Source organism: Streptomyces boetiae (assembly GCF_031845405.1).
Classification (GTDB): Bacteria; Actinomycetota; Actinomycetes; order Streptomycetales; family Streptomycetaceae; genus Streptomyces; species Streptomyces boetiae.
Window position 1 is genome coordinate 95,394 of the sequence record NZ_JAVREN010000006.1, and the last position, 13,782, is coordinate 109,175.

The 13,782-nt window shown below is 75.0% G+C and carries 10 protein-coding genes and 1 riboswitch; of the genes, 8 read left to right on the plus strand and 2 right to left on the minus strand.

The features are described 5' to 3' along the window. Window positions 1-216: 216 nt before the first annotated feature. Together RM780_RS06135 and RM780_RS06140 are read left to right on the plus strand one after the other, a co-directional pair. Window positions 217-1,146 carry a cytochrome P450 gene (locus RM780_RS06135; protein WP_311629466.1) on the plus strand — a complete coding sequence of 310 codons (930 nt, stop codon included), beginning with the start codon at window positions 217-219 and terminating at the stop codon, window positions 1,144-1,146. Between the two features lie 33 nt (window positions 1,147-1,179). Beyond that, on the plus strand, window positions 1,180-1,947 hold the full coding sequence (locus tag RM780_RS06140) for an enoyl-CoA hydratase/isomerase family protein (RefSeq protein ID WP_311629467.1): 768 nt from the start codon (window positions 1,180-1,182) through the stop codon (window positions 1,945-1,947). 86 nt (window positions 1,948-2,033) lie between these two features. On the opposite strand, the gene RM780_RS06145 is transcribed toward RM780_RS06140, so the two are convergent. Continuing rightward, entirely contained in the window at window positions 2,034-2,249 is a 216-nt protein-coding gene (locus tag RM780_RS06145) for a dodecin (protein ID WP_311629468.1), read from the minus strand. A 116-nt stretch (window positions 2,250-2,365) separates the two neighbouring features. Next, a riboswitch (ZMP/ZTP riboswitch) is annotated at window positions 2,366-2,456 on the plus strand. 23 nt (window positions 2,457-2,479) lie between these two features. Between RM780_RS06145 and RM780_RS06150 the strand changes: the two genes are divergently transcribed. Beyond that, the gene (locus tag RM780_RS06150; RefSeq protein WP_311629469.1) at window positions 2,480-3,928 is read left to right on the plus strand and encodes a glycine hydroxymethyltransferase; all 1,449 of its coding nucleotides are present in this window, start codon (window positions 2,480-2,482) and stop codon (window positions 3,926-3,928) included. 111 nt (window positions 3,929-4,039) lie between these two features. Here the strand turns inward: RM780_RS06150 and RM780_RS06155 are convergent, their stop codons facing one another. Then, window positions 4,040-5,116 (minus strand): aminotransferase class V-fold PLP-dependent enzyme, encoded by a 1,077-nt coding sequence (locus RM780_RS06155; RefSeq protein ID WP_311629470.1) that lies wholly within the window; start codon window positions 5,114-5,116, stop codon window positions 4,040-4,042. Window positions 5,117-5,317: 201 nt separating this feature from the next. On the opposite strand from RM780_RS06155, the gene RM780_RS06160 reads away from it, so the two are divergent. The 5 genes from RM780_RS06160 to RM780_RS06180 all read left to right on the plus strand — a co-directional run bounded on the left by RM780_RS06160 (window position 5,318) and on the right by RM780_RS06180 (window position 13,739). Beyond that, window positions 5,318-7,741: an ABC transporter substrate-binding protein gene (locus RM780_RS06160; RefSeq protein ID WP_311629471.1), complete on the plus strand. Its 2,424-nt coding sequence runs from the start codon at window positions 5,318-5,320 to the stop codon at window positions 7,739-7,741. 66 nt (window positions 7,742-7,807) lie between these two features. Next, entirely contained in the window at window positions 7,808-8,953 is a 1,146-nt protein-coding gene (locus tag RM780_RS06165; RefSeq protein WP_311629472.1) for a CaiB/BaiF CoA transferase family protein, read from the plus strand. An 82-nt stretch (window positions 8,954-9,035) separates the two neighbouring features. Further along, window positions 9,036-10,181, plus strand: a complete 1,146-nt coding sequence (locus RM780_RS06170) for an acyl-CoA dehydrogenase family protein (protein WP_311629473.1) — start codon at window positions 9,036-9,038, stop codon at window positions 10,179-10,181. Window positions 10,182-10,303: 122 nt separating this feature from the next. Continuing rightward, the gene (locus tag RM780_RS06175; RefSeq protein WP_311629474.1) at window positions 10,304-11,518 is read left to right on the plus strand and encodes an acetyl-CoA C-acetyltransferase; all 1,215 of its coding nucleotides are present in this window, start codon (window positions 10,304-10,306) and stop codon (window positions 11,516-11,518) included. A gap of 37 nt (window positions 11,519-11,555) precedes the next feature. Beyond that, a complete protein-coding gene (locus RM780_RS06180) occupies window positions 11,556-13,739 on the plus strand; it encodes a 3-hydroxyacyl-CoA dehydrogenase NAD-binding domain-containing protein (RefSeq protein WP_311629475.1) in 2,184 nt (727 codons plus the stop codon). Window positions 13,740-13,782 lie beyond the last annotated feature (43 nt).

Consider the following 13,782-nt stretch of genomic DNA (forward strand, 5'->3'; position numbering starts at 1 on the left):
CTGGGAGACGTCGTTCCCGCGCCCTGGGGAGCCTATTTCCTCACCAGGTACGAATTGTGTGACCAGGTCCTGCGCGGCAGGACCTGGCGGACCATCGATGATGACTGGCGCGCTGGTCAGGAGCCCGGAAGCCGGTGGAACAGCTTCGGTGCCAGAGAATTGGGCAGGGTGCTCCAGGGGCAGAACCCCCCGGAACACACCCGCTATCGCCGCTCCGTGGGGAATGTATTCGACCGCCGCACCCTCGGGGATCTGCGGGGGCATGTGACCCGCATTACCGAGCGTTTGCTGGACCGCCTCCAGGAGCACCTCAGGGACGCGGGTGAGGCGGATTTCTCGGCGCTCGTGAGCGAGGAGCTGACCATTGCCGCCATGGGGCAGTGGATAGGAATTCCCGAGGCCGATCAGCCCACGGTGCGATCCCTCAGTCACACCCATCTCTATTCCCAGGAATTGCTGCCCTCGCCGAGCCAGCTGAGCGCCGCCGACGTCGGCGCCCTGGGCATGCGGGACTACTTCACCGGCCTGGTGCGCGACCGCCGCGCCCACCCGGGGGACGATGTCGTCTCCGGGTGGCTTCGCGCCTGGGACGAGCTGGAACCGGACAGGGAGGCCGCCGACGAGGCGGTCTACTACCTGACGATGTTCATCGTGGGCGCCGCCCTGGAGACCACCTCCACGCTGCTGTCCAACCTCGTCCTCGTCCTGGACCAGCACCCCGACCAGCGCAACTGGCTGCGCGAGCACCCCGAGCAGGTGCCGCAGGCGGTGGAGGAGGTCCTGCGCTGGGACGCGCCCGTGCATGTGACGACCAGGGTGGCCGGGGAGGACACCGAGCTGGCCGGCGTGCGAATACGGAAGGACGAGATCGTTCACGCCCTGATCGCTTCGGCCAACCACGACCCCGCCCGGTTCGACGCGCCCGAGGTCTTCGACATCGCGCGCGCCGGCCGGGGCCTGACCCACCTCGCCTTCGGCGGGGGCGTTCACTACTGCCTGGGCGCCGGAATGGCCCGGCTCCAGGCCGGTGTGTTGCTGGAAGCCCTCCTGCGCCGCTTCCCGGCCCTCCGGGTGAGCAAGCCCCCCGAGTGGGAGCCGCGGGTGGCGTTCCGGCGCCTGTCCGCTCTGCACGTCGTGGAGCAGTAGCCCGGCTCCACCGAGGCCCTAGGACCCCGCGAAATGCTGCCTGATCCCAAGACGCTCCTCGTCAGCCGCGAGGAGCACGTCGCGCACGTGCGGTTCAACACTCCCGACAGCGGCAACCTGGTCACCGAGGCGGTGCTGGACGAGCTGATCGCGGTGCTGACCGCCGTGAGGGACGATCCGGCCGTCCGGGTGGTGACGCTCTCCGGCGCCGGCCCGGACTTCTCGCTCGGCGGGGACAGGGAGGAGTCGGTCGGCCTGATGGAGGAGGACCCGGGCGGGGCCGCCGTCGGCCGGCTCGTGGCCAAGGCCCGCCAGGCCTGCGACGCGCTCGCCGCCGGCGGCGCCGTCTCCATCGCCCGGCTCCACGGCCGGGTGGTGGGGGCGGGTCTCGCGCTGGCCCTCTTCTGCGACCTGAGAGCGGGGGCGGAGGGCAGCACCTTCCGGATGCCGGAGCTCGCCCTGGGCGTTCCGCTGGCGTGGGGCGGGGCGCTGCCGCGGCTGGTCCAGGAGGCGGGCGCGGCCCGGGTGCGGGAGCTGCTGCTCTTCGGCGGCTCCTTCGACGCCGCGCGGGCGCAGGAGCTGGCCATCCTGCACCGGGTGGTGCCCGAGGAGGAGCTGGACGGCGTGATCGCCGGGTGGGTCAGGCCGCTGGTCCGCCGCAGCCCCACCGCCCTGCGGGTGACCAGGACGCTGCTCAACGCGCACCTGGCCTCCTCCCGGCTGGCGGACGCCACGCTGCTGGACGGGCCGCTGATGGCCTCCGTCCTGGCGATGGGCCAACGCCCGGCACGCGGCCGTTGACCCGGGGCGCGGCCGTTCGACCCTGCGCGCGGCGGCCCGGCGAGGCCGGTCCGCCCGCGCGGGACCGCAGGGCCGCCCGCCCCGGGCTACGCCCCGCCCTCCAGGCGGAAGCCGATCTTCAGGCCCACCTGGAAGTGGGCCACGGCCCCGTCCTCGATGTGCCCGCGGATCTGCGTCACCTCGAACCAGTCAAGCTGCCGCAGCGTCTCGGCCGCCCGGCCGACGCCGTTCCTGATCGCCGCCTCCACGCTCTCCGTCGAGGAGCCGACGATCTCGGTCACCCGGTAGACGTGCTCGCTCATCCCGTCCTCCGAAAGGGGTACCTGCCGTGTGCCTGCCGCCCCACCACCGTGCACCCGGCGGCCCGCCCCCGCGACCCGGGAGCGCCTGTGGCCCCCGTCCGCGCGGTGCTAGTCTCCGTGGTGGCCGTGACTGGCGCGTGCGGATGGGTTGAACCATCGGGGAGCGGCCGTGCCGAAGTGGAAGTGCCGTGCGCCTGGGCCGACCCGACGTCACCCGAGGAGTCGCACCCGTGACCGCAGAATCCGCCCGCACCACCGAGTCCGTCGCGTTCCGCAGCGGGATCGAGGCCGTCCGGGCCGTCGACCCCCGCATCGCGGACGCCATCGGCGCGGAGATCGAGGACCAGCGCGCCTCGCTCAAGCTGATCGCCAGCGAGAACTACGCCTCCCCGGCCGTCCTCCTGGCCATGGGCAACTGGCTCAGCGACAAGTACGCCGAGGGCACCGTCGGCCGCCGCTTCTACGCCGGCTGCCGCAACGTCGACACCGTGGAGTCCGTCGCCGCCGAGCACGCCCGCGAGCTGTTCGGCGCCCAGCACGCCTACGTCCAGCCGCACTCCGGCATCGACGCCAACCTCGTGGCGTTCTGGGCCGTGCTCGCCGCGCGCGTGGAGAGCCCGGCGCTCCAGCGGGCCGGCGCCCGCCAGGTGAACGACCTCACCGAGGAGGACTGGGAGGCGCTGCGCAACGACCTGGGCAACCAGCGGATGCTGGGCATGTCCCTGGACGCCGGCGGCCACCTCACCCACGGCTTCCGGCCGAACATCTCGGGCAAGATGTTCCACCAGCGCAGCTACGGCACCAACCCGGAGACCGGCCTGGTGGACTACGACGCGGTCCGCGCCGCCGCCCGCGAGTTCCGCCCGCTGATCCTCATCGCCGGGTACTCGGCCTACCCGCGCCTGGTCAACTTCCGCGTCATGCGGGAGATCGCCGACGAGGTCGGGGCCACGCTGATGGTGGACATGGCGCACTTCGCCGGCCTGGTCGCGGGCAAGGTCCTCACCGGCGACTTCGACCCCGTGCCGCACGCGCAGATCGTCACCACCACCACCCACAAGTCCCTGCGCGGCCCGCGCGGCGGCATGGTGCTGTGCGACGACTCCCTCGCGGACCAGGTGGACCGCGGCTGCCCGATGGTGCTGGGCGGCCCGCTGCCGCACGTGATGGCCGCGAAGGCGATCGCGCTGGCCGAGGCCCGCCGCCCCGAGTTCCGCGACTACGCCCAGCGCATCGTGGACAACTCCCGCGCGCTGGCCGAGGGCCTGATGCGGCGCGGCGCCCGCCTCGTCACCGGCGGCACCGACAACCACCTCGCGCTCATCGACGTCTCCGGCTACGGGCTCACCGGCCGGCAGGCCGAGGCCGCGCTGCTGGACGCCGGCATCGTCACCAACCGCAACGCCATCCCGCAGGACCCGAACGGCGCCTGGTACACCTCCGGCATCCGCATCGGCACCCCCGCGCTGACCACCCGCGGCCTGGGCACTGCCGAGATGGACGAGGTCGCCGAGCTGATCCACACCGTGCTGGCCGGCACCACGCCGGGCACCGCGAAGAACGGCGGCCCCTCCAAGGCCACCTACGCGCTGGCTGCGGGCGTTGCCGACGAGGTGGCGCAGCGCGCCGCGGACCTGCTGGGCAAGCACCCGCTCTACCCGGAGATCGACCTGGCCTGAGGCCGCGCGTCGCTCCGGCCCGCGCGCCGCTCCGGCCCGGACGCCGGCCTGGCCCGGACGCCGGCCCGGCCCGCCCCGGCCCGCCGCCCGGCGGGCCGGAGCGGCGCCGCGTCAGGCGCGGGCCGCCCCCCGGCCCGGCCGCGGCAGCGCCCCGGCCAGCGCCGTCAGGGCGCGGTCCACGTGCTCGGCCGTGTTGTAGACGTGGAACGACAGGCGCAGGTTGGGCCCGCGCACCGAGGCCTGCACCCCCGCGCGCTCCAGCTCCTCGGCCGCCCCGCCCAGGCCCGGCACCGCCACGATGGGGGACTCGGCCGGGACCGCCTCGGCCCCCAGCGCGGCCAGGCCCTCCCGGAACCGGCGGGCCAGCGCCAGGTCGTGCGCGGCGATGGCGGCCGTTCCCAGCTCCTCGACCAGGCCCAGCGCGCGCTCGGCGCCGACCCAGGCGAGGAAGGCGGGGGACTCGTCGAACCGGCGCGCGCCCGCGGCGAATTCGGTGACCGTCCCGTAGGAGGAACGCCACATGTCCTCGCCGGCCGGCCAGCCGGCGTGCACCGGCTGAAGGCCGCCGAAGTCCTCCGGCATCGTCAGGAACGCCGTGCCGCGCGGGCACAGCAGCCACTTGTAGGCGGCGCAGACGGTGAAGTCGGCGTGGGCCGCGGGCTCCGCCAGCCAGCCCGCCGCCTGCGTGAGGTCCACCATCAGCCGCGCCCCGTGCCGGGAGGCCGCGGCCCGCAGCGCCGGGAGGTCGGCAACCCGCCCGTCGAGGGACTGCGCGGCCGAGACGGCGACGAGCGCGGTGTCCGGGCCCACGGAGGCGGCAAGCTCCGGCAGGGGAACGGCCCGGGTCCGCAGGCCGGGGCGGGTGGCGTAGGGCGTCACCGCCGAGCTGAACTCGTCGACCGCGTGCAGCACTTCGGAGCCCGGCGGCAGGGAGGCGGCGATCACCGCGGTGTGCACGCTCACGGAGCTGCCGACGGCCACCCGGCCGGGCGGCAGCCCCAGCAGGCGGGCGTAGGAGGCGCGGGCGGCGTGCATCGCCTCCAGGTAGCGGGACACGTCCACCCGCCCCTCGTGGGTGTCCGCGACGGCCTCGTGCAGCGCGGCGACGGCGCGGGCCGGGATCAGCCCGTGCGCCGCGGTGTTCAGGTAAGCCGTGGGCAGCGCGTACTCGCCCTCCGGAATGTCCACCGGACCTCCTCCCAGTGGCGCGGAACGCCACCGCTTCGCTACAGTCTGACGTTCCGACAGCGCCGACGGCCCCCGGGCGCCGGGCAGTTGAGGCGCCTGACCCAGTGACGGGGAGGGAACGGTGCGGTACCCCAGGCCGGACGATGCCCAGGGGCCCACCCGTGTGAGCTTAGGGCGTGGCCGTGGCCGGGGCCGGGCGCGGTGAGGCCGCTGGAGGAGGCGGACCCGCGGCGGATCGGCGGCTACCGGCTGCTGCGGCGGCTTGCGGAGGGCCGGACCGGGGTGGTCTACCTCACCCGGTACGCCGACGGCGGGGCGGCCGTTCTGAAGCTGATCCGGCCCGAGCACGCGGCGGCGCCGGGGTTCCGCGCGCGGTTCGAGGCGGACGTGGCCGCGGCCCGGCACGTGCGGGCCTCCTACCTGGTGACGGTGCGCGCCGCGGATACCGCGGGCGGCACGATCTGGGCCGCCTACCCCTACCTGCCGGGCCCCGCGCTGCCGCGGGCCCTGGAGGCGCACGGGCCGCTGCCCGCCCGGACCGTGCGGGTGCTCGGCGTGACGCTGGCGGGCGCGCTGTGCGCGGTGCACGCGGCGGGCCTGGCGCACGGGGACGTGCGGCCGGGGCACGTGTCGCTGGCCGCCGACGGCGGGTGGCTGACCGGGTTCGGCGGCTCGGGCACCCGGGGCGCGCGGCCGGGCTTCGCCGCGCCGGAGCAGACCTTCGCGCGCGCCCCCGAGCGGGAGCGGCGGCGGGCGCAGGGCCGGGCCCGGGCGCGCGGCGAGGCGCGGGCGGCGGCCGGGGACGTGTTCGCGCTGGGCTGTGTGCTGGCGCTGGCCGCCTCGGGACGGCCGCCCTTCGGCTCGGGAACGAACGCGGAGCTGCTGCTGCGCACCCGGGCGGAGGCGCCTGACCTGGCGGACGTACCGCGCGAGCTGGCGGAGGTCGTCCGGGCCTGCCTGGAGAAGAACCCGGCGGCGCGGCCGACGGCCGACGAGGTGCGGATGGAGCTGGCCACCGAGGGCGGCGCCCGTTGGCTGCCGGACGCGCTGGCGGCCGAGATCGAGGAGCGGGCGGGCCGGCCGCTGCCCTCCTGGGAGGCGCCGGGCTCGCCCCGGGCCGCCGGGCGCCGGGCGCCGGGCGGCAGGTCCGGAGGCGGGAAGACGGGCGGCGGGAAGACGGGCGGCGGGAAGCCGAAGGGGGCGAAGGGCGAGAAGGCGGGCGCCGCGAAGGGCGGCGGCCGTAGGTCCGGGGGCGCCGGGCAGGGAGCGGCCTCCGGGAGCGGCGAGCCCGAGGCGGAGTCGGCCCCCGGCGGGTCCGGCGGCGGGGTGGCCGCGGACCACCACCCCAAAGCCGGGCACGAGGCACGCGCCGCCGCCGTGGAGGACGTGCCACGGCGCGCCGGGCGCCGCGGCCTGCTGCTGGGCAGCGGCGCCGTGGGACTGGCCGGGCTGGCCACGGCCTGGCGGCTGATGCCGGGCCCCCGCTCGCCCGCCGCGACCGGCGAGGAGCGCGGCGGGACCTACGCCATCGGACTGCACGCCGATCTGAGCGGCCCGCACGCCCGCTACGGCCGCGGCCAGTGGCGCGGCGCCGGGATGGCGGTCGACGAGCTGAGCCGCAACGGCGGGCTGCCGTTCGGGCTGCGGCTCACGCAGGCCGACGACGGCGGCGACCCGGACCGGGCGCGGGAGGTGGCGGCCCGCCTCGCCGCGGACCCGTCCGTGATCGCCGTCATCGGGCCCACGGCCGACCCCGTGGCGCGGGCCGCCGCCGAGGTCTACGCCGCCCAGGGCGTTCCCCTGCTGGCGCTGTCCGTGGGCAGCTTCGGCCCCCGGGAGGGCCTGTCCACCCTGCTGCACGCCCGGCCCAACACGGCCACGCTCGGGCTCGCCGTGCCGGCCTGCCTGGCCGGGGAGGGCCGCCCGCTGCGGGTCGGCGTGGTGGACGACCTGGCCGCCGCCTCCTACAGCCGGGAGACGGTGCGGGCGGTGACGGCCACCGCGGGCGGCTCGGGCGCCGAGCTGGTGACGATGGAACTCCGCGCCGATGAGCGGGACTTCGCGGGGATGGCGCGGCGGCTGGCGGCCGAGCGGGTGGAGGCCGTGGTCTGGGGCGGGTACGCCGAGGGGGCCGGGCGGCTGGCGCGGGAGCTGCGCACGGCCGGCTTCGCGGGGCGCTGCCTGGCGACGCAGGAGGCCCTGGACCCGGCGTTCTTCGAACACGCCGGGCGCGCCCAGCGGCAGTGGCGCTTCCTTGCCAGCTACACCGACGCCCGGGGCGACGAGGGCGCGCGGCGGTTCGGGGCGGTGTACCGGGAGCGCTTCGACGAGGAGGCCGGGCCGTACGCGGCCGAGGGCTACGACGCGGCGCGGCTGGTGGCCAAGGCGCTGCGGCAGGCGGCGGGGGAGGGGGGCCGGGTCGGCCGGGAGCCGCTGCTGGAGCGGCTGCGGGGAACGCACTACCGCGGCGTCGCGCGGGAGCTGGCGTTCGACCACGCCGGGGACTATGCGGGGGCAGGGCCGCTGGGCTACCTGTACGAGGCCGAGGACGACGCGTTCCACTTCAGGGGCGTGGCGCCCTTCCCCGGGGCGTCGGGGGAGGCGATTCCGGGGGACCCCTTGTAAAAACTGAAACCTGTTCTTATTCTCGCCCTGTCACCGCAACGCAGCGACGTGCCCAGGGGAGCCCCGATGACGACAGCGACGCAGCCAGGCAGCGGACCCCTGGCCGGAGTGCGCGTGGTCGAGCTGGCCGGGATCGGCCCCGGCCCGTTCGCCGCCATGCTGCTGGCCGACCTGGGCGCCGACGTGGTCCGGGTGGACCGCCCCGGCGGCGCGGCGCTGGGCCTTGACCCCGAGCGGGACATCGTCAACCGCAATAAGCGCTCCCTCGTCCTGGACCTCAAGGCCGAGGGCGCGACCGCCCGCGTGCTGGACCTGGCCGAGCGCGCCGACGTGCTCATCGAGGGCTTCCGCCCCGGCGTCGCCGAGCGCCTGGGCGTCGGCCCCGAGGACTGCCTGGCCCGCAACCCCCGCCTGGTGTACGGCCGGATGACCGGCTGGGGCCAGGACGGGCCGCTCGCCGACCGCGCCGGGCACGACATCTCCTACCTCGCGCTGACCGGCGTCCTCGGCATGACCGGCCCCGCCGACGGCCCGCCCGTCGTCGCCGCCAACCTGCTGGGCGACTACGCCGGCGGCTCCCTCTACCTCGTCGTCGGCGTCCTTGCCGCCCTGCACCACGCCCGCTCCGCCGGCCGCGGGCAGGTCGTGGACGCCGCCATCGTGGACGGCGCCGCCCACCTGAGCACCTTCATCCACGGCCTGCTGGCCGCCGGCGCCTGGCAGGACCGGCGCGAGGCCAACCTGCTGGACGGCGGCGCCCCCTACTACGGCGTCTACGCCACCTCAGACGGCGGCCACATGGCGGTCGGGCCGCTGGAGCCGCGTTTCTACGACGAGTTCGCCCGCCTGCTGGGCCTGGACGACCCCGCGGCGGGCGCCCCCGACCGCGACGACTTCGCGCGCTGGCCGGAGCTGCGCGAGGCCATCGCCAAGCGCTTCGCCACCCGCACCCGCGCCGAGTGGACGGCCGTCTTCGAGGGCTCCGACGCCTGCGTCGCCCCCGTCCTGTCGCTGCGCGAGGCCCCGGCCGACCCCCACCTGGCCGCGCGCGGGACGTTCACCGAGCACGGCGGGATCACCCAGCCCGCGCCCGCCCCGCGGTTCTCCGCCACCCCGGCGGGCATCCGCCGCGGCCCGGCGGTCCCGGGCGCCGCCGCAGAGGAGATCGCCCGCGACTGGGACCTGCCCCGTCCCGCCCCCGCGGACGGCTGAGCCCCGCCCGAGGCCGCCGGACCCCGGCCGGCCGCGCCGGACACCGAGCAGCAGCCGAGCAGCAGCACTGAGGAGCACACCGATGGAGCGACAGATCTACGGCCAGGACCACGAGGCCTTCCGCGAGACCGTGCGGGCCTTCCTGGCCAAGGAGGTCACCCCCCACTACGAGGAGTGGGAGCGCGCGGGCGCCGTCTCACGCGACGCGTGGCTGGCCGCCGGCCGGCAGGGCCTGCTGGGCCTGGCCGTCCCCGAGGAGTTCGGCGGCGGCGGGGAGCCCGACTTCCGCTACAGCGCCGTGATGGGCGAGGAGTTCGCCAAGGCCGGGGTCTCCGGCCTTGCCCTGGGCCTGCACAACGACATCGTCGGCCCCTACCTCACCTCGCTGGCCACCGACGAGCAGAAGCGCCGCTGGCTGCCCGGCTTCTGCTCCGGCGAGACCATCTCCGCCATCGCCATGACCGAGCCCGGCGCCGGCTCCGACCTCCAGGGCATCCGCACCTCGGCCACCGACGCCGGCGACCACTTCGTCCTCAACGGCGCCAAGACGTTCATCTCCAACGGCATCCTCGCCGACCTCGTCGTGGTCGTGGCGAAGACCACCCCCGAGGGCGGCGCCAAGGGCCTGAGCCTGCTGGTCGTGGAGCGCGGGATGGAGGGCTTCGAGCGCGGGCGCAACCTCGACAAGATCGGGCAGAAGGCCCAGGACACCGCCGAGCTGTTCTTCAAGGACGTGCGCGTCCCCAAGGAGAACCTCCTGGGCGAGCTGAACGGCGGCTTCCTCTACCTGGTGCAGAACCTCCCGCAGGAGCGGCTGACCATCGCCGCCGCCGCCGTCACGGCCGCCGAGCACCTGCTGGAGATCACCAAGACCTATGTCCTGGAACGCCAGGCGTTCGGCCGCCCGCTGGCCAAGCTCCAGCACATCCGGTTCGAGATCGCCGAGATGGCCACCGAGTGCGCCGTCACCCGGACGTTCGTCGACCGCTGCATCGCCGAGCACGCGGAGGGGAAGCTCGACCACGTGCACGCCTCCATGGCCAAGTGGTGGTCCACCGAGCTCCAGAAGCGCGTCACCGACCGCTGCCTGCAACTGCACGGCGGCTACGGCTACATGACCGAGTACCCCGTGGCCCGTGCCTTCACGGACGGCCGCATCCAGACCATCTACGGCGGCACGACCGAGATCATGAAGGAGATCATCGGCCGCTCGCTCCTCGCCGGCTGAACGCGCCGCCCGCGGCGAATCACCCGCACCCGGCCGCGGCGGAACGACCCGCGTCCGCCCGCGCCGAACGACCCCGACAAGCCCTCGACGATCAGCTCCGCACGAAGCGAGGAGAGACCTCCGTGACCACCGAAGCGTACGTCTACGACGCGATCCGCACCCCGCGCGGACGCGGCAAGGCCAGCGGCTCCCTGCACGGCACCAAGCCCATCGACCTCGTCGTCGGGCTCATCCACGAGCTGCGCGGCCGTTTCCCCGGCCTGGACCCGGCCGCCATCGACGACCTCGTCCTGGGCGTGGTCAGCCCCCACGGCGACCAGGGCTCCGACATCGCCAAGACCGCGGCCCTGGCCGCCGGCCTGCCCGACACCGTGGCCGGCGTCCAGGAGAACCGCTTCTGTGCCTCGGGCCTGGAGGCCGTCAACCTGGCCGCCGCCAAGATCCGCTCCGGCTGGGAGGACCTGGTCCTGGCCGGCGGCGTGGAGTCGATGTCCCGCGTCCCGATGGGCTCGGACGGCGGCGCCTGGGCCATGGACCCGATGACCAACTACGAGACCCGCTTCGTCCCCCAGGGCATCGGCGCCGACCTCATCGCCACCATCGAGGGCTTCTCCCGCCGCGACGTGGACGAGTACGCCGCGCTCTCCCAGGAGCGCGCCGCCACCGCCTGGAAGGAGGGCCGCTTCGACCGCTCCGTCGTCCCGGTCCTGGACCGCTCCGGCCTGGTCGTCCTCGACCGCGACGAGCACGTCCGCCCCGGCACCACCGCCGACAGCCTGGCCGGCCTGAAGCCCTCCTTCGCCGACATGGGCGAGCTGGGCGGCTTCGACGCCGTGGCCCTCCAGAAGTACCACTGGGTGGAGAAGATCGACCACGTCCACCACGCGGGCAACTCCTCCGGCATCGTGGACGGCGCGGCCCTGGTCGCCATCGGCACCCGCGAGGCCGGCGAGCGCGCCGGGCTCACCCCCCGCGCCCGCATCGTCTCCGCCGCGGTCACCGGCTCCGAGCCCACCATCATGCTCACCGGCCCCGCCCCGGCCACCCGCAAGGCGCTGGCCAAGGCCGGACTGAGCATCGAGGACATCGACCTGGTCGAGATCAACGAGGCCTTCGCCGCCGTCGTCCTGCGCTTCGTGCGGGACATGGGCCTGGACCTGGAGAAGGTCAACGTCAACGGCGGGGCCATCGCGCTGGGCCACCCGCTGGGCGCCACCGGCGCCATGATCCTGGGCACCCTCGTGGACGAGCTGGAGCGCCGCGACCTGCGCTACGGCCTGGCCACCCTCTGCGTCGGCGGCGGCATGGGCATCGCCACCGTCGTCGAGCGCGTCTGACGTCCCGAAGCCACGGAAGCCGGAGAAGAACGAGATCATGCCTGAGCCGACCACCATCCGCTGGGACCAGGACGCCGACGGCGTCGTCACCCTCACGCTGGACGACCCCGACCAGTCCGCCAACACCATGAACGCGGCGTTCATCGCCTCCTTCACGGCCGTGACCGAACGCCTGGAGGCCGAGGCCGGGAACGTCCGCGGCGTCATCGTCGCCTCCGCCAAGAAGACCTTCTTCGCCGGCGGCGACCTCAACGACCTGCGCAAGGCCGGCCCCGAGCACGCCGAGGAGGTCTTCGCCTCCGGCATGCGCATCAAGCGCGCGCTGCGCCGCCTGGAGACCCTGGGCAAGCCCGTCGTCGCCGCCATCAACGGCTCCGCGCTCGGCGGCGGCCTGGAGCTGGCCCTGGCCTGCCACCACCGCGTGGCCCTCACCGCGCCCGGCTCCAAGCTCGGGCTGCCCGAGGTCACCCTCGGCCTGCTCCCCGGCGGCGGCGGCGTCACCCGCACCGTCCGCCTGCTGGGCATCACCGACGCCCTGCTGAAGGTCCTGCTGGAGGGCCGCCAGTACAACCCGGCCCGCGCCCTGGAGGCCGGCCTGGTCCACGAGCTGGCCGACACCCCCGAGGAACTGCTCGCCAAGGCGCGGGCGTTCATCGAGGCCAACCCCACCGCCCAGCAGCCCTGGGACGTCAAGGGCTACCGCATCCCCGGCGGCACCCCCAGCAACCCCAGGTTCGCCGCCAACCTGCCGGCCTTCCCCTCCAACCTGCGCAAGCAGCTCAACGGCGCTCCCTACCCGGCGCCGCGCAACATCCTGGCCGCCGCGGTCGAGGGCGCGCAGGTGGACTTCGAGACCGCGCAGGTCATCGAGGCCCGCTACTTCACCGAGCTGGTCACCGGCCAGGTCGCCAAGAACATGATCCAGGCGTTCTTCTTCGACCTGAAGGCCGTCAACTCCGGCCTCTCCCGCCCCGCGGGCGTGCCCGAGCGCACCGCCCGCAAGGTCGGCGTCCTCGGCGCGGGCATGATGGGCGCCGGCATCGCCTACGCCTGCGCCCGCGCGGGCATCGAGGTCGTCCTGAAGGACGTCAGCGCCGAGGCCGCCCAGCGCGGCAAGGCGTACTCGGAGGGCCTGCTGGACAAGGCCCTCTCCCGGGGCCGCACCACCCCCGAGAAGCGCGAGGCGCTGCTGGCCCGCATCCACCCCACCGCGGACCCGCAGGACCTGGCCGGCTGCGACACCGTCATCGAGGCCGTGTTCGAGGACCCCTCCCTCAAGCACAAGGTCTTCCAGGAGATCGAGGCCATCGTGGCGCCCGACGCGCTGCTGTGCTCCAACACCTCCACCCTGCCCATCACCCTGCTGGCCGAGGGCGTGCAGCGCCGCGACGACTTCGTCGGCCTGCACTTCTTCTCGCCCGTGGACAAGATGCCGCTGGTGGAGATCGTCCGCGGCGCGGAGACCGGCGACAAGGCCCTGGCCCACGCGTTCGACCTGGTCCGCCAGATCAACAAGACGCCCATCGTCGTCAACGACTCCCGCGGCTTCTTCACCTCGCGCGTCATCGGGACGTTCATGAACGAGGGCGTGGCGATGGTCGGCGAGGGCATCGACCCGGCCACCGTGGAGCAGGCCGCGGGCCAGGCCGGCTACCCGGCCAAGGTGCTCTCCCTGATGGACGAGCTGACCCTCACCCTGCCCCGCAAGATCCGCGAGGAGACCAAGCGGGCCATCGAGGAGGCCGGCGGCACCTGGCCGACGCACCCGGCCGAGGCCGTCATCGACCGGATGGTGCTGGAGTTCGGCCGCACCGGGCGCTCCGGCGGCGGCGGGTTCTACGACTACGTGGACGGCAAGCGCGCCGGGCTGTGGCCCGGCCTGCGCGAGCACTTCGCGGTGCCCGGCGCGCCGGCTCCCGAGCCGGGCGAGCTGACCGAGCCGGCGGAGCGGATGCTCTTCGTCGAGGCGCTGGACTCGGTCCGCTGCCTGGAGGAGGGCGTCCTGACCTCGGTGGCCGACGCCAACATCGGCTCCATCATGGGCATCGGCTTCCCGGCCTGGACCGGCGGCGTCCTTCAGTACATCAACGGCTACCCCGGCGGCCCGGCCGGCTTTGCCGCCCGGGCCCGCGAGCTGGCCGCCCGCTACGGCGACCGCTTCGAACCGCCGGCCCTGCTGGTGTCCAAGGCCGAGCGCGGCGAGATCTTCGCCGACGACTGACGGCCCCCGGGCCTTCGGGCCCACGGGTCCCCGGCGGCCCGCA

Coding starts and splice junctions, on each gene's coding strand:
- RM780_RS06140 (WP_311629467.1), top strand. CDS start 1,180: ATGCTGCCTGATCCCAAGACGCTCCTCGTCAGCCGCGAGGAGCACGTC.
- RM780_RS06145 (WP_311629468.1), bottom strand. CDS start 2,249: ATGAGCGAGCACGTCTACCGGGTGACCGAGATCGTCGGCTCCTCGACG.
- RM780_RS06165 (WP_311629472.1), top strand. CDS start 7,808: ATGACGACAGCGACGCAGCCAGGCAGCGGACCCCTGGCCGGAGTGCGC.
- RM780_RS06170 (WP_311629473.1), top strand. CDS start 9,036: ATGGAGCGACAGATCTACGGCCAGGACCACGAGGCCTTCCGCGAGACC.
- RM780_RS06180 (WP_311629475.1), top strand. CDS start 11,556: ATGCCTGAGCCGACCACCATCCGCTGGGACCAGGACGCCGACGGCGTC.